Raw genomic sequence first — 18055 nt, forward strand, 5'->3', positions numbered from 1 at the left:
CCACCTCTCAAATTTCTTCGTTGAGGAGCGGCCAGCCAAGGAGATGCCGTCGTACCATGTCCAGTGCCGCCGCGGCCGCGCGCTCCTTATTGGCCAGACGATCGAAAGGAAAAAGGCACCGCTTGCACAGGCTCTGCGTGCCGTCACAAAAGCCTATGTAGACCAGCCCCACCGGCTTGGTCGGCGTCCCGCCTGTCGGCCCGGCAATCCCGGTGGTGGAGAGGCCGAGGTCGGTCTTCGCCACACGGCGGACGCCCTCTGCCATGGCTTGTGCCACCTCCGGGCTCACGGCTCCATGGCGCGCGATTAGCTCCTCCGCCACGCCCAGCAGTTCCACCTTGGCCTGGTTGCTGTAGGCAACGACCCCGCGCTCAAAATAGGCCGAGCTGCCAGAGACATTGGTCAGGCGGTGGGCGACCAGGCCGCCAGTGCACGATTCCGCCACGGCAATGCTCTTACCAGCACTGTTCAGGAGCTCGCCCACTGCCTCTTCCAGCCGGCGGTTGTCCGTGCCATAGATGAACTCCCCCGCCTTCTGGCGCACCATCTCGGCGGCGTGCTCCACCGCGCGCCGACAGGCATCGCGATCCGGTCCCTCAGCAGTCAGGCGCACATCCACCCCTATGCTGCCGGCCTGGTAGGCGAGGCGAACCTCCTCCCCTTGGCCCACCCCGCTCAGCCGCTCCGCAAGGGTCGACTCTGGGATCCCCGTGGTGCGCACGACAAGCTCAACCACGCTCCAGCCGCCGGCCAGCCCTTGCAAGCGGGGGAGGACCTCCTGTTCGACCATCGCCCGCATCTCCGCCGGCACGCCGGGGAGCGCAAAGCCGCTCACCTCCTGCCAGCGGAACATGAACCCCGGCGCGGTTCCTAAGGGGTTACGCAGCACCGTGGCACCACGGGGAATCTGCGCCTGACGCTCGTTGTTGGCGCTCATGCGCAAGCCGCGGGTAGCAAAGCGCGCGCGTATAGCAACCACGGCTTCTTCGTCCACCACCAGTGGCACACCCAGAAGCTCCGCGACCACCTCTCTGGTCAGGTCATCGGGCGTCGGGCCTAAACCACCAGCGATGACCACCACCTGGGCGCGGCCCAGGGCTCGCGAAAACGCGTCGCGCATCTGCTCTGGGTCGTCACCCACCGTGGTCATCCACTGGGTGGCCACGCCGACCTCTCTCAGGGCGCGCGCCAGGAACTGCGCATTGCCATTGGCTACACGCCCGGCCAACAACTCGTCGCCGACGGTCACCAGCTCGGCCACTATTCGCTTGCCCTGCTTCATGCCCTGCTCGGCGCTTTGCCACTTTGAAATATAAGCAATTCTCCAAGAAAAAACAAAGGTGAGTTTTCTGTTCCGGCTCAACCCACCTTGTCCGACATCCACACTGTTGTCTGTTGCCGTCGCTCAGCCAAACATCTTGAGCGCCACATGCAGCCCTATGCACGTGTAAAGGCCGGCCATGAGGTCATCGGCCATTACGCCCCAGCCACCGGGCAGTTCCTGGAGCTCATCAACCGGAAAAGGCTTGAGCACATCTAACGCCCTGAAGACCAGGAAAGCCGCCCCGTACACGACGAAAGTCCTCGGCAGGCCAACCAGCGAAAGGGCCATCCCGGCGATCTCATCGATGTTGATCCGCGAGGCATCGTGCCCATAGGCCTGCTCGGCGCGCGTCGCCGTGACCACCCCAAGCGGCACAAGCACAAGCAACGCGAGTGCACCACCCAGGACCCCGGGGTGTGGCAGGACCACGGCCAGGATCAGTGCCAGCGCGCTCCCCACGGTGCCGGGTGCCACAGGCGAAAACCCGGTGTAGAGGCCGGTGGCGCAGAGCCTGCTGAGGAAACTCACGCGCGCACCCCACGCGGCAGAAGGGCGCGCAGCATAGCCCCAACCGCCTGGCGCACATGCGCGCGGTTGTCCACAAGATAGAGGATGCCCGTGGTCACAGTCAAGCAGGTGACCACGAACATGAGCTTGTCCAGGAGGCCGAGGCGGTGGACCGCCTCCAGCACGCGCAGCGCCGATGGCCGCGCAGCCAAGGTACGCTCTGCCAGCAGGAATGCCATCACCGCGTATACGGCCCCCGCCTGAGCAGCAGTCTTCACCCGCGCCAGCCCCATGGTGACCACCGGCTGTCTCTTCCACATGGCATAAGAGCGGAGCCCGGTGATGAGCGCGTCGCGCACCGCAATCACCACCACCATCCACACGGCCACGTAGCCGAGGATCGCCAGGCAGATCAAGGCAGCCGTGATGAGGATCTTGTCGGCAAGAGGGTCAAGGAACTTGCCCCATGTGCTCACCGCGCCAAAACGGCGAGCAACGTAGCCGTCATAGAGGTCCGTGAGCGAGGCTACCACGAAGATCGTGCACCCCGCGTAGAGACTGACCAGGTTCTCGCCCAAGATCAGAGCGACAAAAAGTGGTGTGAGGGCGATGCGCAACAGCGTCAAACCGTTGGCAAGCGTCATAGGGCCCCGCCGAGTTTAGGTCACTTCTGACCAGCGCTCTGCTCGCACATGCGCACCAACAGCTCCCACCGCCGATCCACCTCTTCCTGAGCTGCGGCCAAAAGGTGCGCGTTCTCGGCGCGATGCAGATGACGGAACCGCCCCTGGTGCTTCGTCCACTCGCTGAGGGGTAGTTTCTCCTTCGGGCGATAGTTCAAGATGCGCGCGCCATGATCGTACTCGTACAACGGCCAGAAACAGGTCTCCACGGCCAGACGAGCCATCTCGATACCCAGTTCTTGCGGAAACCGCCATCCGGGCGGACAGGGGGCCAGAACATTGATGAACGTCGGCCCCTCCACTGCCAATGCCCGCTCCACCTTGCGGTTCAGGTCCTTCCAGTGGCTGACGCTGGCCTGCGCGGCATACGGCACATTGTGCGCGATGACGATCTCGGTCAGGTTCTTGGGGAACTGCTTCTTCCCCTTGTGCACCTTGCCTGCCGGGGCGGTCTTTGTATCGGCAGCAAAGGGCGTAGCACTGGAGCGCTGGATGCCGGTGTTCATGTAGGCTTCATTGTCATAGCAGACGTAGAGCATGCTGTGGCCGCGCTCCAAAACCCCGGAAAGGGCCTGCAGACCGATGTCATAGGTGCCGCCATCTCCGCCAAAGGCGATGAACCTGATGTCCTTGCCCACTCGCCCCTTGCGCTTCAGGGCACGATAAGCGGCCTCCACACCGCTGATGGTGGCTGCCACGTTCTCGAAGGCGTTATGGATAAAAGGCACCTTCCAGGCCGTGTAGGGGAAGATGGTGGTCACCACCTCCATGCAGCCGGTTGCACAGCCGCACACGACATGTCCCTGGGCCGAGCGCAGCACCTGATGGAAAGCAATAATCGGCACGCAGCCAGCACAGGCACGATGCCCAGGGGATAGCTTATCTCCTCTCTGTGCAAGCTCTTTGATGGTCGCCATATCTCACACCTCGTCCATACGCCTGTTCGCTACTCGCGGAGTCCCAAGTAGCCAACCTCAAATTCCACCCGGCCGGTCTGCACGATGCGTTTCAAATCAGCGAAAGCCTTGTACAGGTGTTCCTCCTCCAAATCGCGTCCGCCCAGGCCGTAGATGTAGTCAATCACCTTCACGGGGTAGTGGCCGTTGTTACTGAACAAGGCGGAGCGCACATCGCCGTATAACGAGCCACCTTTGGCGCCAAAGGAAACCGCGCGATCGAGCACTGCCGCCGCCTTGACCTTGGCGAGCGCCGCCACAATCCGGTCATACGGGAACGGGCGGTAGCAGCGCACCTTGAGCAAGCCGACCGCTTCTCCTTGCTCTCGCAACTGGTCGACGACGACCTTGGCCGTGCCGCAGGTGGAGCCCATGGCCACCACGGCGCGATCTGCATCCTCCATGCGGTACTCTTCGATCAGGTCATAGCCCCTGCCGCAGAGGGTGCTGTAGGCGCGCGACACCTCCTCGATGACCGGCAGTGCATTTTCTTCGGCCTCAATCTCCTGGCGCTTGTGCTCAAAGTAATAGTCCTGCAAGTCCAGGGGTCCTACCGTAAACGGGTGGTCGACGTCGAGAAGGTAGCGCTCGGGCCGGTACTCGCCTACGAAGTCCTTGACCTGCTGATCTTGCAGGATCTCCAAACGCTCCACCGTGTGGCTGATGATAAAGCCGTCCAGCGTGACCATCACCGGCAGCAGCACGCGGCGATCCTCCGCGATCTTGACCGCCATGATGGCGTTGTCGTAGGCCTCCTGCGCGTTCTCGGAGAAGAGCTGAATCCACCCGGAGTCGCGGCAGCCCATGGTGTCCGAGTGGTCGCAGTGAATGTTGATGTTGCCGCTGAGGGCGCGATTGACCACGGCCATCACGATCGGCAGGCGCAGCGAGGCTGCGATGTAGACGATCTCCCACATCAGGGCCAAGCCGTTGGCACTGGTGGCGGTCATGGCCCTGGCGCCGGCAGCTGCGGCGCCCACAGAGGCGCTCATGGCGCTGTGTTCGGACTCCACCAGGACCAGCTCGGTATCCACCAGGCCATCGGCGTGAAACTCGGCGAATTTGTGCATCAACTCTGTCTGCGGAGTGATAGGATAGGCTGCCACCACGTCGGGGTTGATCTGCCGCATCGCCTCCGCAACGGCCTCGTTTCCCGTGAGGGCAACAATCTGAGCCATTCTTTCTCCTCGCAACTAGAACTCCGGCACCATTTCGATGGCATTGGCTTTCTCGGGGCACTCTTTGGCGCAGATGCCACACCCCTTGCAATAGTCATAATCGAACCCCTTCATCTTGCCCCCCTCCACTTTCACCGCCGGCTCCGGGCAGTAAATCCAGCAAAAGAGACAGTGGATGCAGCGCTCTTCCTTCCACAGGGGTTTAAAGGCACGCCAGGAGCCCGTCTTGTAGGTCGCGGCGTTACCGGCCTCCACAATCACCCCGCCGGTGGCAAGTTCTTTCCAGCTCTTCAGGCTCATCCTATCTGCACCTCCTGATACGCGCGCTTGATCGCCTTGACGTTGGCCTCGCTGATCTCCCGACTGAATTTGCGGGCGAACTTGTGTTCGATGTCGGCCACCACGGTGTCCAATTCCAACATGCCGGTGGCACGCAGAAATGCGCCCAACATGACGGTGTTCGGAATCGGCCGCCCAATGGTCTCTTGCGCAATCTGCGACGCGTTCAGCGTGATGATTTTGCGCCCGGTCAGATTCAGCCGCTTGCGGATTTGCTCCGGCGTCTGCGGAGTGTTGACGATGAGGGTGCCGTCTTCGGGCATCCCCTCGGTCACATCCACGGTGTCCAGAAGGGTCTGGTCAAGCACCATCACAATCGACGGCCGCTTGACCGGGCTATGCAGGATTATCGGGGCATCGGAAATCCGCGTGTAGGCCCGCACTGGCGCACCTGTCCGCTCCGGCCCATACTCGGGAAAGGCCTGACCGTAGCTCCCTTCCTCGATGGCAGCCTCGGCCAGGAGCTGTGCCGCCGTCTTAGCCCCTTGTCCTCCTCGTCCATGCCAGCGCACTTCGATCATCCGTGCCACGTCACAGTCCTCCTACCACAAACTCTCGCCTGGTGAGCCATGCGCTCTTGCCCTCTACAACGCAGTTCTCCCCTCCAAGGCTTTGGTCAAGGTAATCTCGTCGGCGTATTCCAGGTCCACCCCCATCGGGATGCCGCGCGCAATACGCGTCACCTTGATGCCCAAGGGCTGGATAAGCTTGAGCAAGTAGAGGGCGGTTGCTTCGCCTTCCGCATTGGGGTTGCTCGCCAAAATGACCTCCTCCACTGGCGGGTGCAAGCGGGTGATGAGCTCTTTCACTTTCAGATGTTCCGGCCCTATCCCATCCAGCGGCGAAAGTGCGCCTCCCAGCACGTGGTACAGGCCGTGGTATTCGTGCGTGCGCTCCAGGGCCAGCACGTCGTTGGCCTCTTCGACCACGCAGATGACGCGCTGGTCGCGCTTGGGATCGCTGCAGATGGCACAGGGGTCCTGCTCGGTGATGCTGCAGCAGATGGAGCAGCGACTCACCCGCTCCTTAAGCCTGACCAGCGACTCGGCCAACACGCGCACCTCGTCGGCCGGCACTTTTAGCAGATAGAAGACAATGCGCTGCGCGGACTTGCGACCAATCCCCGGAAGTTGCGACAGCTGGGTAATGGCTCTCTCTACCGCCTCAGAAGGGTATAGCACAGAGAACACTCCCCGGGGGCGCTACATGAGCCCCGGTAACAGGTTGGACCCTAAGCCGCCAGTCACCTTGCTCATCTCCTCGGCAGCCCTTTCCTGCACCTTCTGGAAAGCCTGATTCAGCGCGGCGACAACCAGGTCCTCGAGCATCTCGACGTCCTCGGGGTTGACCACCTCGGGGTCGATCTTGACTTCGACGACCTCGTACTTGCCCGTGACCACGGCCTTGACCATGCCGCCACCGGCTGTCCCCTCCACCCGCAAGGCAGCCAGCTCCTCTTGTGCCCGCTGCATCTGCTCCTGCATCTTCTGCGCTTGCTTCAGCAGGCCGCCGAGGCCCATCTTCTGCATGAGTCTTCCTCCCTGCTCCTACTCGAGGAGCTCGGTATCCAACCGCTCCATCAACTTCTTCAGCCCGGGATTGTTCTGCGCCAACTCTTGCAGTTGTTGTTGCGCCGGGGGACGTTGGCGTTGCGGCGCCTCGCCAAGCACGCCCTGCTCGTCCCGCACGCACTTGATGCGCAGCCTCTGCCCAACGTGGCGGGCCAGGGCTTCCTCGATGCAGCCCCTTCCGCGCTCCACGCTCTGCATGTGAAAGCCATTATCCCTGCGGAAGGCCACCACCACCGCGTTGCCTTCGACCTTGGCGGGCACGCCCTCCTGCAGGGTCACTGCTAAGCCCATGCGCTGCCGCCGCACCTCCTCGATCAGCTGCGGCCAGGCCTGCCTCACTTGCTCCAGGTCCACCTGGCCGGCCTTTGCTGCAGGAGCAGCTTGGACGCGATCGGCTACTCTGGGGGGCGCAGTGGCTGGTGGCGCGGTACGGGCGTTGGCTGGAGCAGGCCGCTCAGCGGGGGCTTTTTTTTTACCTCATCCAGCCTGCTCAGGAGTTCGCCGAGGTCCACCGTGCGGTCCAAGTTGACCATGCGCAGCAAGGCCAGTTCGAACTGCACGCGGGGGTTTTCCACGCGCGTTAGGCTCTGCGCTGCCTCGCTGGCGATCTTGATGAGCCGCATGAGATCTTCGACGGCAAAGCCCTCCGCCTCCGCCATGTAACGTTCGGCAAAACTGTCGGAGACGTCCAAGGTCTCGGTGCTGTGCAGGGATTTGGTGATGAGGATGTTGCGCAGGTGCTCGGCGAGGCCCACCATGAACTCGACAAAGTCCAAGCCCTCGGCAAAAACCTTGTCGGCCATGGCCAGCGCCGCTTTGCTGCCGTGCTCCCTGATGAGCGCCGAGCAGGCGAAAAAGAGGTCTTGGTCGATGATGCCCAGCAGGTCGGACACCTGCTCGGTGGTGATGGTGTCGCCGCTATAGGCGACCAGCTGGTCTAAGATACTCTCGGCGTCGCGCATGCTGCCGTCTGCCTTCTGCACAATCAGCAGCAGCGCTTCCTCCGGGATGGTGATGCCTTCTGCCTGGCAGATGGTCTTCAGTTGGGCGATGATGTCCCGCGCAGCAATGCGCTTAAAGTCGAAGCGCTGACAGCGGGAGAGGATAGTCGGTGGCACACGCCTGGGCTCGGTGGTGGCGAAAATGAAGAGCACATGCTTCGGAGGCTCCTCAAGCGTCTTCAGCAAGGCGTTGAAGGCCTCCATGGTCAACATGTGCACTTCGTCGATGATGTAGATCTTGTGCTTGCCGGGAGAAGCAGCATAGCGCAACGTCTCACGCAGGTTGCGCACTTCGTCGATGCCGCGGTTGGAGGCCCCGTCGATCTCGAGCACGTCCAAGCTGCGGCTTTCGGCAATTTCCCGGCAGGAAGAGCACTCGTTGCAGGGGGTGGGCGAAGGTCCTTGGTCGCAGTTCAGCGCCTTGGCCAGGATGCGCGCCACCGAAGTCTTGCCCACCCCGCGCGGCCCGGCGAACAGGTAGGCGTTAGCTACTCGTCCTGAGCTAATGGCATTGCGCAGCGTGGCTGTGACGTGTTGCTGGCCGACTACTTCCTCGAAGCGCATCGGCCGGTATTTTCTGGCCAACACCAGGTAGGACATCCGTCTCTCCGCACAGGAACCGTTCCGCCGGCAAGCTTGGGTAGTCAGCTCAGCGGCTGTGCACCCACCATCGATCTCTCTGCACCTGACCCTTTCCGGCAGCCAGCTCCAGCCAAGCTCCCCTGCGGCACATAGACGGAGTGCCTACCGCTGCTACCTTCCGGTCCTGACGGGGTTGAGCACGGATCTATTGCGCAGGACTTGGGCTATCAACACCGCTTGCCGGGGAAGTAGACAGGTGCGAGCGGACCTCAGGGTGGGAATTCGACCCTGCTATAGCGGATTGCAGGTTACAGGGCACCGCTAACTCCCCGTCTAGCACAGCCTTGTGGAGCCGATGGGATTCGAACCCATGACCTGTACGTTGCGAACGTACCGCTCTCCCAGCTGAGCTACGGCCCCACATCCTCCAAAACTCCATCCCCCGCCTCTCGCACACAGCCGCCCCCGGTCAATGTCGCCTTATCAGCGCCTCTCGGGCGGAGAGGGCGGGATTCGAACCCGCGGTACTTTCGTACACACGCTTTCCAAGCGTGCTCCTTAAACCACTCGGACACCTCTCCAACGCCTCCCAGAGCAGATGTTGACTGCCTCACCAGTCCTTTTCGAGCGGAGAGGGTGGGATTCGAACCCACGGTCCCCGGAGGGGGACAACGGTTTTCGAGACCGTCCGATTCAACCGCTCTCGCACCTCTCCGTGGCAAGCGCTGGCGACTATGAGCCCTGCCCCACAGCGGCGCTCTTTCGCACAGTGGCAAAGAACTGACGGAGCAGCGCACTGCTCCGCTCCGCCATCACCTCCCCGACGATGTGGATGTCGGCGCGCAGCTCCTTCTGGCTGGGCAAGTCGACCACTGAGCCGCACGCGCCATAGCGCGGATCGCGCGCCCCATAAACCAGGCCGGAGACCCGCGCCAGCAAGAGCGCCCCCATGCACATGGGGCACGGCTCTAAAGTCACGTAGAGCACGGTGTCGTTGAGCCGCCACGAGGCAAGCGAATTGGCGGCGGCAGTGAGGGCGATGATCTCGGCGTGGGCAGTGGGATCTTGCAACGTCTCCACTAAGTTGTGCCCTCGGCCAATGACCCTGCCCTCATACACAACTACGGCGCCCACGGGGACTTCCCCCTTGGCTAAGGCCTTTTCTGCCTCGCGAAAGGCCTGTTCCATCCACGTCTCGTGGCCGCCGTCGTGCATCACCATGACCGTCGCCGTGTACAGCCTCTGTACGCCCGGAGGGACTCGAACCCCCAACCTCTTGGTCCGTAGCCAAGCGCTCTATCCAGTTGAGCTACGGGCGCAACCATTTCTGCGGCACTCAGCTCACAAAGTCTCGTGCGCGCACCCCGATGGCTGCCCTTGTCGGTGCGCAGCGCTTGTGCGCGCGATAAGTAGCGCGTACGGGAGTCGAACCCGTGTTACCGGCGTGAGAGGCCGGCGTCCTAGGCCACTAGACGAACGCGCCGCAGCATGACCTGCCAATATACAAACAAAAAGCAACACTGTCAATAAGATTGCCCCCGTGGTGGCCGGCACGCAAAAGGTGCGACCGCGCATCGCACCCTGATGTGTCCTGCCTTCCTGGCGCGCCCGGAGGGACTCGAACCCCCAACCTTCTGATCCGAAGTCAGAAGCTCTATCCAGTTGAGCTACGGGCGCCCGTTCACCGCAGCTGCGCACCCACCTTTGTGTCACGGGCACCCTGGCCTCGGGCTCTTGCTGGGGAGCAGGGATTCGAACCCCGATACCATGATCCAGAGTCATGTGTCCTACCGTTGGACGACTCCCCAGAGGAAACTCACCCCAACTTCTCTGCTGCCCGCCAGATGCGCCGCAGCACCGCCTCTTTGCCCAAAACCTCCAGCAGCTCGAAGAGGCCAGGCCCCACACTGACTCCTGACACCGCCAGTCGCATGGGGTGAATGCTCTTCTCGGCTCCAACCCCGAGGCGCGAGGCCGTGCTGCGCACCGCCTCTTCGATGCGGCTGCTCGTGAAGACCTCAACTCCCGCGAGCACTTGAGCAAACTCGCGCAAAAGCCCGGCGGTTTCCGCGCTCCAGTACTTCTTGACAGCTTTCTCCTCGTAGGTCTCTGGGTCGCGGAAGAAGTACCAGCCGCGCTCCACAAAATCGGGGATGATGCGCACCCGCTCCTTGAGGAGAGCAACCACGCGTCGCAAGTACAGCTCGTCAACGTCGCCGATGCCGCGCGCCTCGAGCACAGGCCTCACCAGGGCCGCCAGCTCGGCACCGCTCCGCCGTTTGATGTGCTCGGCGTTAATCCACTGCAGCTTGGTCAGATCAAAAATGGCCCGCGCCTTGTTCACCCGCTCCAGGGAAAACTCCCTGATCAACTCCTCAAGGGTGAAAATCTGACGCTCATCCCCCTCTCCCGGATTCCAGCCCAGGAGGGCCAAATAGTTGATGAGCGCTTCGCGCAGGTACCCACCGTTGCGATAGGTAGCTACATCCGGGTCGAAACGCCGCCCTTCCTGCCCCGGCTTGCCCATGTCCCTCTTGCTCATCTTTGAGCCGTCGGGATTGAAGATGAGCGGCAAGTGCGCCAACACTGGCATCTGCCAGCCAAAGCCTTCGTACAGGAGCACATGCTTAGGCACGCTGGACAGCCACTCCTCGCCGCGGATGACGTGGGTGATGGCCATCAGGTAGTCATCCACCACGTTGGCCAGGTGGTAGGTGGGGTAGCCATCGGACTTGAGCAAGACCTGGTCATCCACCTCGCTGCTATGGATTTCCACGCGGCCTCGAACCACATCCTCGAATGCGATCACCCGGTCCTCGGGCACCAGGAGCCTGACCACGTACGGTTCACCCGCCGCGATTCTCCTGCGCAATTCCAAGTCCGAGAGGGTCAGGCTGTTGCACATGTGGGCGCGGTCATAGCGCTGATCGGAGCGGCCCTGCGCACGCAGCGCCTGGCGCATTTTCTCCAAACTGGCCGGGTCATCGAAGGCGTAGTAGGCATGGCCAGTAGCGAGCAGTTGTTGCGCATAGTGGCGGTAGATGTCCAAACGCTGACTTTGCACATACGGCCCATATGGACCTCCCACATCCGGCCCTTCATCCGGCTCCAGGCCGGCCCAGCGCAGCATCTCGATGAGGTTTTCGGTGGCGCCTTCGACGTAACGCGTGCGGTCAGTGTCTTCGATGCGCAGCACAAAAACACCGCCGTGCCGCCGCGCGAAGAGGAAATTGAACAAGGCCGTGCGCAGCCCGCCCACATGGAGGAAGCCTGTGGGACTGGGGGCAAAGCGTACCCGCACTTGCTCTTTTGTCAAAGAACTCACGGTCTGTAGTTGTCACCCACTGACGTTTGTATGAACTCCCGCTTGGCCTTTTTCGCGGAGAGGGAGGGATTCGAACCCTCGGTAGAGTTATACACCCTACAACGGCTTAGCAGGCCGCCCCGTTCAGCCATCTCCGGCACCTCTCCTGATGGTTGCGACCTCTACTGCGGAGGGCGAGGGACTCGAACCCCCATGGGTTTTCACCCGGCGGTTTTCAAGACCGCTGCCTTACCAATTAGGTCTAGCCCTCCATCTTTTCACCATGCTCGCAGATGGAGTCTCCCTGCCGCAGCAGACACTCGGCAGGACGCGCATAATATAAGAAAACGCACCTTTTCAAACAACCAGTTTTTCACACAATCGGCCCTTGCGCCAGGAACGGGCAATGCGCCGAGCCGCAGGGCGCTCCCTACCGCACCAACACGCACTTCTTGCGCACACTCTGCCTTCCCAGCCGAAGGACCAGGAAGTACATCCCACTGGTCAGCTCCTTGGCGTCGAAGAGTGCCGAAAAACGGCCAGGCCGATGCCAACTACCGGCTAAGCGCTTCACCTGGCGGCCGGCAACATCGAACACGGCGAGCTCTGCCTCCCCGCCGGTAGGGATTCTGTAGGACACGCGCGTGCTCGAGTTGAATGGATTAGGGAAAGGCCCCTCAAGTGCCAGGGCCAGGTGCTCCGGAAGGGCGGCCCGCCCGGCGCGCGTGGGGAAGTTCATCACCCTAAAGTCCATGCTATCCCGGACGCTATTGGTCAGGTCGCGGGCCAAGACGTGAATTCGGTAGCGGCCATCCGGCACCTCCGTGGTAACAAACGCAAGTTGGTGCTCAGACAGGTCAAGCTGATCGTCGCCATCGCTGTTGGTCAGCAGATGAAAGAAGGCGCGGGTGTGAGGGCTCCATTCCGGCGGCGGCAGGACCTTATCGCGCTTGTAGATGAGCGTCGCATACTCCTCATAGTGGGAGGAGCCATAAAAAGGGTAGGCGTGGTTCAGCCGTTGTGCCAGCCTGCGGCGCACTACCAAGTCGCCGCGCTCCAACGAGACAATCCAGTAGAAGAGCTCGAACGCTGGCAGCTCGTAGAGGCCATCGCCAATGTCGTCGACCACCCTCACGATAAAGTCCACGGCGCCGTACACGCTGTCCGGACGCAAGTAGACGCTGCTTTCGTTCAGACAGATGCCGAACTTACTGTCCGGGAAGACTTCGAGGATGCGCGGCGGAATCGTGTCGGTGTTGGGCCGCAGCGAAAGCAGCGGGTTGCCAACGATTCCCCACTCGCCGTCATCGTAGCGCCACACTAAGCCGGAGTCCTGTATCTGCACGAAGTGGATGTGCCCCCAGTCGTCGCCCCAGCGGACGATTTGTCCCAGGTACTGATGCAGCGCCACCGTGTCACCAGGTGCACAGGCGATCGATTCCTTGATGAGATGGGCGTAAAGCCAACCAACGCTGGGCTCCGCCACCTGTTGGGGAGCGATGGCCAGCCGCCAGTATGCCGGCCCGCCCAGCGTAAGGACACACTTGACTATGCCGGGCTCCACCGCGTACACCGGCTCGCCAATCGCCGTGCTAAGGTCCAGTCCCTGGTGCAGGTAGGAGCTGGAGTCATATCCCATGTGTTGCTCGTAGTAGTTCCACACGGTGCGCATGCTGTCAAAAGGGGCGAAAGGCCAGGGGATGCCATCGTCTGCGCCCTTCCGTAGGCCCCGCTGCGTGCCGCCCTCCTGCGGTAGGACCAGCCGCTCGCCGTACTCCTCGTGCACCACTCTGCCTGCGACGTCCAGCACTCTGAGCACCCCCTGCAGGGCTCCTTTGTCGGGCACCTGTATGCCGGCGACGATCTTCCCCTCCGCTATGCGCAGGTCACGAAAGGCGGCGGTCCCTGTCAAAGTGTCCGCAAATAAACACTGGCCGGTAGCCAAGGAAAAGGCACGCAGCATCTGTCGGTCGATTACCACGACCAGCGAATCCCGGCTCGACACGCGCACTGCCCGTGGGGAAGCGAGCCCGGTGGCTGCCTCGAACAGGGTCGCCTGGCCCTTCTTCACAACCACGCGTCCTGGGTTTGCCAGGGCCACCAGGGTCTCGTCCCCGGAAAAATCAAATTGCAGCGCCGGTTCAAGCGTGGTGACTTGATCTGCGGCCGGGGCGACCACCTGCAAACCCGCCGCAGAGCAGACGCCAAACAGATTTCCTTGGGCGGAAAAGCCGAACAGGGAAGCTCCCTTGCTCGCCAGGGACATGAGACGGCGCCCGTCCCGCGAATAGAAAACGAGCGCTGTTTCGCCGGCCCAATGGCGATCGTGGACCACGAAGGCAACCACCCCCGCGTTGGAGATGTAGAGATCTGAACCCGGGGCCACACTCATTTTCCAGAGCTGGCGCTCCTCCTCGTACAGGCAAAAGTCCACGAGCTGCCGCACTTCGTCCCCGGCGGCCGCCACCCGAAAGCGACACCAGTAGCGCCCATTTTCGGACTGCACCTGTCCGCGAGAGGGGCACCTCTTGTCCACAAGAAAACCATTGGCGCTGGCGGCGAGCGAAGAGAGCTCCTGGCCAGCAAAGCTCTGCCCTGTGACGGCAAGGAGGACCGTGAAAAATACTGCCAGGTGGCGAAGGGGGGCAAGCAGCCTCGCCCTGCCGCAAGTTGGTGGGCACATAGTTCCTCGCGTTGGAAGTTACCTCATGAGAAGCGTCTGGCCAGCCAGCTCATCTCCTGCTCGATGGCCTGGTGCGGGCAGCCTTCGTCACAGCACATGCACTCGATGCATCGTGCATAGTCCATGTGGGGGAAGCCTTCCTCGTCAGGATGGATGGCGCCCACTGGGCAATTGCGCTCGCAGACCCCGCAGCGCTGGCACAGCTCGGGAATGGCGCGCGGCCGCACCCAGATGAGGCGCGCCCCCAGGAGCATCAGCCAGCGGGGAATGAGCTTGATGAGCCGGTTGGACGGGAGGACAAAATCCGGCAGGCGCAGGCTGTCCATGTCGGCGCCGATGAGCTCTATGCGTTGCAGCGAGCCCTCACCCAGGCCGCGCCGGGCTGCAATGCGCGTGGTGTCGATCTCGTCCTCGGCGAATCCCATCATCGCCGCGCCCACAGCATCCAAGGCGACCCCATCGGCACTGGCCAACAGTACACCCATATGTCGCACTTTCCCAGAAGAAGGCCCGTTCCCCTCCTGGCCAACCACCGCATCGGCGATGTGCAGATGCGGCTGCACCGCCGAATAGATGTCCACCAGCACCTCGGCGAAATCCTCCGGGTGCGGCGCCTGCTTGTGGTACTCGCTCTTGCGCAAGCCCGGTATCACCCCAAAAAGGTTCTTGACGGCCCCAGTGTACAGGGTCAGGTTGTGGGTCTTCAGCTTGGGCAGGTTGATGAGCACATCGGCTTCCACCGCGTAACGGGAGACATAGTAGCTAATACCGCGCACCCTGCGCTCGACCACGCCGCCCGTTTCAAAGGCCACCAGCGGTGCACCTGTGCGGCGCGCGACTTGCGAAAGGCCGGTGTTGTCCCAATAGCGCTGCAGACCGGTGACTGCCCCGCCCGGGCTGTCGCCAATGGTCACCTTGGCGCCCAAGTGCTGCACGAGTCGCACCACCGCCTCCACCACCGCCGGATGAGTGGTGATGGCCCGCGCGGGCTCTTTGGCGGCAAGGAGGTTGGGCTTGACGTGCACCTTCTGCCCCCGCCGCACAAAACGCTCCATGCCTCCCAACGGGGCAAGCACGCGCTGCACTGCCTCTGCCACCACCTGGTAGTCGTAGCTCGGGCAGCGCACTGCGCTGACCACGCCCACTCCGGCGGGATGCGATGCGGTCTTTGCCTCGGCCAGGAACTCTGGCGCCTCCTGCAGTCTTCTCATGCGCGCGTCCTGCTATGCCCTCACGAACATTTTGCCGGCCAATTGCCTGACCAACTCCTTGAGCTCAAGGGAAAGCAAAAGAGTGAGCGTCTGCGCGGCGGAAAGGCCATTGTTCTTGGAGATGACATCGATGTGCATCGGCTCGTGGGAAAGGGATTCTAACACTTTTCTCTCCAATTCGGTCAATGCGACGCTTACCTCCTGCCGCCTGGCCTCCCGGACCAGAGAGGGGAGTTGAGGGCGGAGCTCCGCCAAGACATCCTCGGCGGACATCACCAGCTTCGCCCCCTCTTGAATGAGCCGGTTCGTGCCTCGGCTCTTTGGGCTGAAAATGCTGCCCGGCACGGCGAACACCTCTCGGTTCTGCTCCAAAGCGACATTGGCAGTGATGAGAGCGCCGCTCGTTTCTCCCGCTTCCACCACTAAGGTGCCCAGGGACATGCCGGAAATGAGCCGGTTGCGACGCGGGAAGTTGGGCGCATCGGGGCCCGCCCCCATGGGCAGCTCCGATACCAAGGCCCCCTGCTCGATAATCCTCTTGGCCAAGGCGCGATTCTCGGACGGATAGATGACATCCACCCCAGAACCGAGCACGGCGATGGTCCTGCCCCCGACCTGCAAGGTCGCTTTGTGTGCCTCGGTGTCGATGCCCCGCGCCAGACCGCTGACAATGGTCACGCCCTGGGTAGCAAGCTCGCCGCACAGCCGCGCCGTCACCAGCCTGCCGTAGTCGCTGGGGCTGCGCGTGCCCACCACGGCCACGGCCTGATTGCCCTCTGCCCGCAAGCTGCCCCGCACAAAGAGGAAGGCGGGGGGATCGCTTATGGACTTGAGCAGGCGCGGGTACTGCGCATCCCAAAAGGTGACGATGTGCGCCGCATGCCGGTTAAGACGCGAGAGCTGCTCGCGAGCAAACCCATCGTCGCGGTACGTACGGATGTTGCGGGCGATGGTCTTGTCAATGCCTTCCACCGAAATCAACTCGGCCATGGACGCGCTGAACACCGCCTCTGCGGACTGGAACCTCCCGACCAGCGCCCGCAAACGGTTGTGTCCCACGCCCGGCACGGCAGACAGCCTGAGCAAGGCTTCAACGTCAATCTTCACCTTTGCCCCCTCCTGAACCCAAGCGCAGCGTCGCCCCTTGCAGCAGCGATTCCACCAGGTAGACGAGTTGCCCCAGACCTTCCCCGGTCAGGGCAGATATGGCACACACCGGCACACCAGGCTCGAATCCGCCCCCTTGCGACGGGCCGTCGGCTAACAGGTCAATCTTGTTCAGAGCCACCAACCTCGGCTTCGTGAGCAAGGCCGGACTGTAGGCCTGCAGTTCGTGACAAAGAACCTGATAGGTCTGCTGCACCTCACCTGCTGCCGCGTCAATCACGAACACCAGCACCCGGGTCCGTTCAATGTGCCGCAAGAACTGGATGCCCAGGCCCTTGCCCGCATGCGCGCCCTCGATCAAGCCTGGGATATCGGCCATGACAAAGCTCATGTCGTTGCCCCTGACGATGCCCAGATGGGGCGAGAGCGTGGTGAAAGGGTAATCGGCCACTTTTGGCCGCGCAGCCGACAGTCGCGACAGCAGCGTCGACTTGCCGGCATTGGGCAGCCCCACCAGGCCCACGTCCGCCAGCACCTTGAGCTCCAGCTCGAGGTTGCGCTCTTCGCCCGGCTGCCCTTCTTCCCACTCCCGTGGCGCGCGATTTGTGGGAGTGGCAAAACGAGCGTTGCCCCTGCCGCCCCTGCCGCCACGCGCCACCACCACACGCTGCCCGTGCGCAGTGAGGTCCGCGATGACCCGCCCGCTCTCGAGGTCCTTGACTACCGTCCCCACCGGAACTCGGATGACCACCTCCCTGCCACGCCGTCCGGCGCAGTTGGCACCCTGCCCGTGACCACCTCGGCCAGCGGCAAAGCGATGCCGGTAGCGGAAATCCAGGAGGGTCATCAGGTGCTCGTCGGCTTCCACGATCACATCCCCACCATCGCCACCATCGCCGCCGTCAGGGCCGCCCTTGGGCAGATACTTCTCGCGCCGGAAGCTCACGCACCCGTTTCCTCCATCCCCGGCCTTGACTGAGATCTTAGCAACGTCGATAAACACTTTCACCTCGCTGTCAACCGTCGGAATAATACAACAAAATTGTCTCTTATTCAAGGAAAATGGTAATGGTACCACCCCCATGCGGTTGGCTCAGGTGAGCTTTCCGACACTGTCGGGCAACCCTATCGGTGCCAATTGGGGTATGAGTTCGTCGATCGGCTTTGAGCCCAAAGGAGGCACCCCTCGCGGTAGCCGGGCTTCTGGGCTCTTGCCTCGAAGGAATTACCACGGGGCGACGTTGCGCCTAACGCGCCATGTCGAAGGAACGGCGTGCCTAAGCCACGGGTAAACCAGGGGCGGCGGTTTGCCGAGGTGCTTGAGGTGCGTGGCGCCAAGGGGGCGTGCAAAGGCCTGCAATCCCTTCCTGAGGGCGGACCGCCGAGCCTTGTTGTGTGACCTCATGTGTCGGGGGAATCAAGTGGTGGGCACCCAGGCTGGGGCTGAAGACAATGGCCCACACGCGACCTGCGCAGCGCGTCCCAGGCAGGCAGGACGGGGTGGGGGGTGCCTGGTTTCTCCAGCCACAAAGGAGAAAATGCTTGACTTTTTCTGCGCCTTTGGGTACCTTCGAAGGGCGCGCCTTGCGATGGGGAGGCGACCATGATC

At 62.5% G+C, this 18055-nt stretch carries 16 protein-coding genes, 9 tRNA genes, 1 other RNA gene and 1 pseudogene; all 27 read right to left on the bottom strand.

The annotated features are described in order from the left end of the window. Nucleotides 1-7: 7 nt before the first annotated feature. Nucleotides 8-1282: a competence/damage-inducible protein A gene (locus NUW13_15350; GenBank protein MCR4440396.1), complete on the bottom strand. Its 1275-nt coding sequence runs from the start codon at nt 1280-1282 to the stop codon at nt 8-10. Nucleotides 1283-1405: 123 nt separating this feature from the next. Then, nucleotides 1406-1852, bottom strand: coding sequence for a phosphatidylglycerophosphatase A (locus NUW13_15355; protein MCR4440397.1), 447 nt, complete (start codon nt 1850-1852; stop codon nt 1406-1408). After that, on the bottom strand, nt 1849-2475 hold the full coding sequence (gene pgsA / locus NUW13_15360) for a CDP-diacylglycerol--glycerol-3-phosphate 3-phosphatidyltransferase (protein MCR4440398.1): 627 nt from the start codon (nt 2473-2475) through the stop codon (nt 1849-1851). Before pgsA ends, NUW13_15355 begins: the two co-directional genes overlap by 4 nt. A 20-nt stretch (nt 2476-2495) precedes the next feature. Next, nucleotides 2496-3431, bottom strand: coding sequence for a thiamine pyrophosphate-dependent enzyme (locus NUW13_15365; GenBank protein MCR4440399.1), 936 nt, complete (start codon nt 3429-3431; stop codon nt 2496-2498). Nucleotides 3432-3460: 29 nt separating this feature from the next. Continuing rightward, complete coding sequence (gene porA, locus NUW13_15370; GenBank protein MCR4440400.1) at nt 3461-4648, bottom strand: pyruvate ferredoxin oxidoreductase; 1188 nt, start codon at nt 4646-4648, stop codon at nt 3461-3463. A gap of 15 nt (nt 4649-4663) precedes the next feature. Continuing rightward, nucleotides 4664-4948: a pyruvate synthase subunit PorD gene (gene porD, locus NUW13_15375; protein ID MCR4440401.1), complete on the bottom strand. Its 285-nt coding sequence runs from the start codon at nt 4946-4948 to the stop codon at nt 4664-4666. Next, nucleotides 4945-5517 carry a 2-oxoacid:acceptor oxidoreductase family protein gene (locus tag NUW13_15380; protein ID MCR4440402.1) on the bottom strand — a complete coding sequence of 191 codons (573 nt, stop codon included), beginning with the start codon at nt 5515-5517 and terminating at the stop codon, nt 4945-4947. Before NUW13_15380 ends, porD begins: the two co-directional genes overlap by 4 nt. 54 nt (nt 5518-5571) lie before the next feature. Continuing rightward, nucleotides 5572-6168 carry a recombination mediator RecR gene (gene recR / locus NUW13_15385; protein MCR4440403.1) on the bottom strand — a complete coding sequence of 199 codons (597 nt, stop codon included), beginning with the start codon at nt 6166-6168 and terminating at the stop codon, nt 5572-5574. A gap of 21 nt (nt 6169-6189) precedes the next feature. Beyond that, nucleotides 6190-6507, bottom strand: coding sequence for a YbaB/EbfC family nucleoid-associated protein (locus tag NUW13_15390; protein MCR4440404.1), 318 nt, complete (start codon nt 6505-6507; stop codon nt 6190-6192). Nucleotides 6508-6534: 27 nt separating this feature from the next. Continuing rightward, nucleotides 6535-6897 (bottom strand): hypothetical protein, encoded by a 363-nt coding sequence (locus NUW13_15395; GenBank protein MCR4440405.1) that lies wholly within the window; start codon nt 6895-6897, stop codon nt 6535-6537. Between the two features lie 56 nt (nt 6898-6953). Further along, nucleotides 6954-8159 (bottom strand): DNA polymerase III subunit gamma/tau, encoded by a 1206-nt coding sequence (gene dnaX, locus NUW13_15400; protein ID MCR4440406.1) that lies wholly within the window; start codon nt 8157-8159, stop codon nt 6954-6956. 56 nt (nt 8160-8215) lie between these two features. Continuing rightward, nucleotides 8216-8483: signal recognition particle sRNA large type (gene ffs / locus NUW13_15405), an RNA gene on the bottom strand. Between the two features lie 5 nt (nt 8484-8488). After that, nucleotides 8489-8561 (bottom strand) — tRNA-Ala (locus tag NUW13_15410). 78 nt (nt 8562-8639) lie between these two features. After that, nucleotides 8640-8722 (bottom strand) — tRNA-Ser (locus NUW13_15415). Between the two features lie 47 nt (nt 8723-8769). After that, nucleotides 8770-8856: transfer RNA gene (locus NUW13_15420), tRNA-Ser, on the bottom strand. A gap of 17 nt (nt 8857-8873) precedes the next feature. Next, nucleotides 8874-9362: a tRNA adenosine(34) deaminase TadA gene (tadA, locus tag NUW13_15425; protein MCR4440407.1), complete on the bottom strand. Its 489-nt coding sequence runs from the start codon at nt 9360-9362 to the stop codon at nt 8874-8876. A gap of 24 nt (nt 9363-9386) precedes the next feature. Continuing rightward, a tRNA-Arg gene (locus tag NUW13_15430) sits at nt 9387-9460 on the bottom strand. Nucleotides 9461-9551: 91 nt separating this feature from the next. Further along, nucleotides 9552-9624: transfer RNA gene (locus tag NUW13_15435), tRNA-Glu, on the bottom strand. Between the two features lie 117 nt (nt 9625-9741). Continuing rightward, a tRNA-Arg gene (locus NUW13_15440) sits at nt 9742-9818 on the bottom strand. 60 nt (nt 9819-9878) lie between these two features. After that, a tRNA-Gln gene (locus tag NUW13_15445) sits at nt 9879-9949 on the bottom strand. 8 nt (nt 9950-9957) lie between these two features. Beyond that, entirely contained in the window at nt 9958-11457 is a 1500-nt protein-coding gene (gltX, locus tag NUW13_15450; protein ID MCR4440408.1) for a glutamate--tRNA ligase, read from the bottom strand. 64 nt (nt 11458-11521) lie between these two features. Continuing rightward, nucleotides 11522-11612: transfer RNA gene (locus NUW13_15455), tRNA-Ser, on the bottom strand. Nucleotides 11613-11633: 21 nt separating this feature from the next. Continuing rightward, nucleotides 11634-11717 (bottom strand) — tRNA-Ser (locus NUW13_15460). A 158-nt stretch (nt 11718-11875) separates the two neighbouring features. Then, entirely contained in the window at nt 11876-14128 is a 2253-nt protein-coding gene (locus NUW13_15465) for a T9SS type A sorting domain-containing protein (GenBank protein MCR4440409.1), read from the bottom strand. A gap of 23 nt (nt 14129-14151) precedes the next feature. Continuing rightward, nucleotides 14152-15339, bottom strand: coding sequence for a DUF362 domain-containing protein (locus NUW13_15470; GenBank protein MCR4440410.1), 1188 nt, complete (start codon nt 15337-15339; stop codon nt 14152-14154). A gap of 12 nt (nt 15340-15351) precedes the next feature. After that, nucleotides 15352-16446, bottom strand: coding sequence for a DNA-processing protein DprA (gene dprA / locus NUW13_15475; GenBank protein MCR4440411.1), 1095 nt, complete (start codon nt 16444-16446; stop codon nt 15352-15354). Nucleotides 16447-16483: 37 nt separating this feature from the next. Further along, a pseudogene (obgE, locus tag NUW13_15480) lies at nt 16484-17449 on the bottom strand (GTPase ObgE). Nucleotides 17450-18055: the final 606 nt, after the last annotated feature.

It is taken from the genome of candidate division KSB1 bacterium, assembly GCA_024655945.1.
Taxonomy (GTDB): Bacteria; Zhuqueibacterota; Zhuqueibacteria; order JANLFK01; family Oleimicrobiaceae; genus Oleimicrobium.

Coding starts and splice junctions, on each gene's coding strand:
- NUW13_15350 (MCR4440396.1), bottom strand. CDS start 1,282: ATGAAGCAGGGCAAGCGAATAGTGGCCGAGCTGGTGACCGTCGGCGAC.
- pgsA (MCR4440398.1), bottom strand. CDS start 2,475: ATGACGCTTGCCAACGGTTTGACGCTGTTGCGCATCGCCCTCACACCA.
- NUW13_15365 (MCR4440399.1), bottom strand. CDS start 3,431: ATGGCGACCATCAAAGAGCTTGCACAGAGAGGAGATAAGCTATCCCCT.
- porA (MCR4440400.1), bottom strand. CDS start 4,648: ATGGCTCAGATTGTTGCCCTCACGGGAAACGAGGCCGTTGCGGAGGCG.
- porD (MCR4440401.1), bottom strand. CDS start 4,948: ATGAGCCTGAAGAGCTGGAAAGAACTTGCCACCGGCGGGGTGATTGTG.
- NUW13_15390 (MCR4440404.1), bottom strand. CDS start 6,507: ATGGGCCTCGGCGGCCTGCTGAAGCAAGCGCAGAAGATGCAGGAGCAG.
- dnaX (MCR4440406.1), bottom strand. CDS start 8,159: ATGTCCTACCTGGTGTTGGCCAGAAAATACCGGCCGATGCGCTTCGAG.
- tadA (MCR4440407.1), bottom strand. CDS start 9,362: ATGGTGATGCACGACGGCGGCCACGAGACGTGGATGGAACAGGCCTTT.
- NUW13_15465 (MCR4440409.1), bottom strand. CDS start 14,128: ATGTGCCCACCAACTTGCGGCAGGGCGAGGCTGCTTGCCCCCCTTCGC.
- NUW13_15470 (MCR4440410.1), bottom strand. CDS start 15,339: ATGAGAAGACTGCAGGAGGCGCCAGAGTTCCTGGCCGAGGCAAAGACC.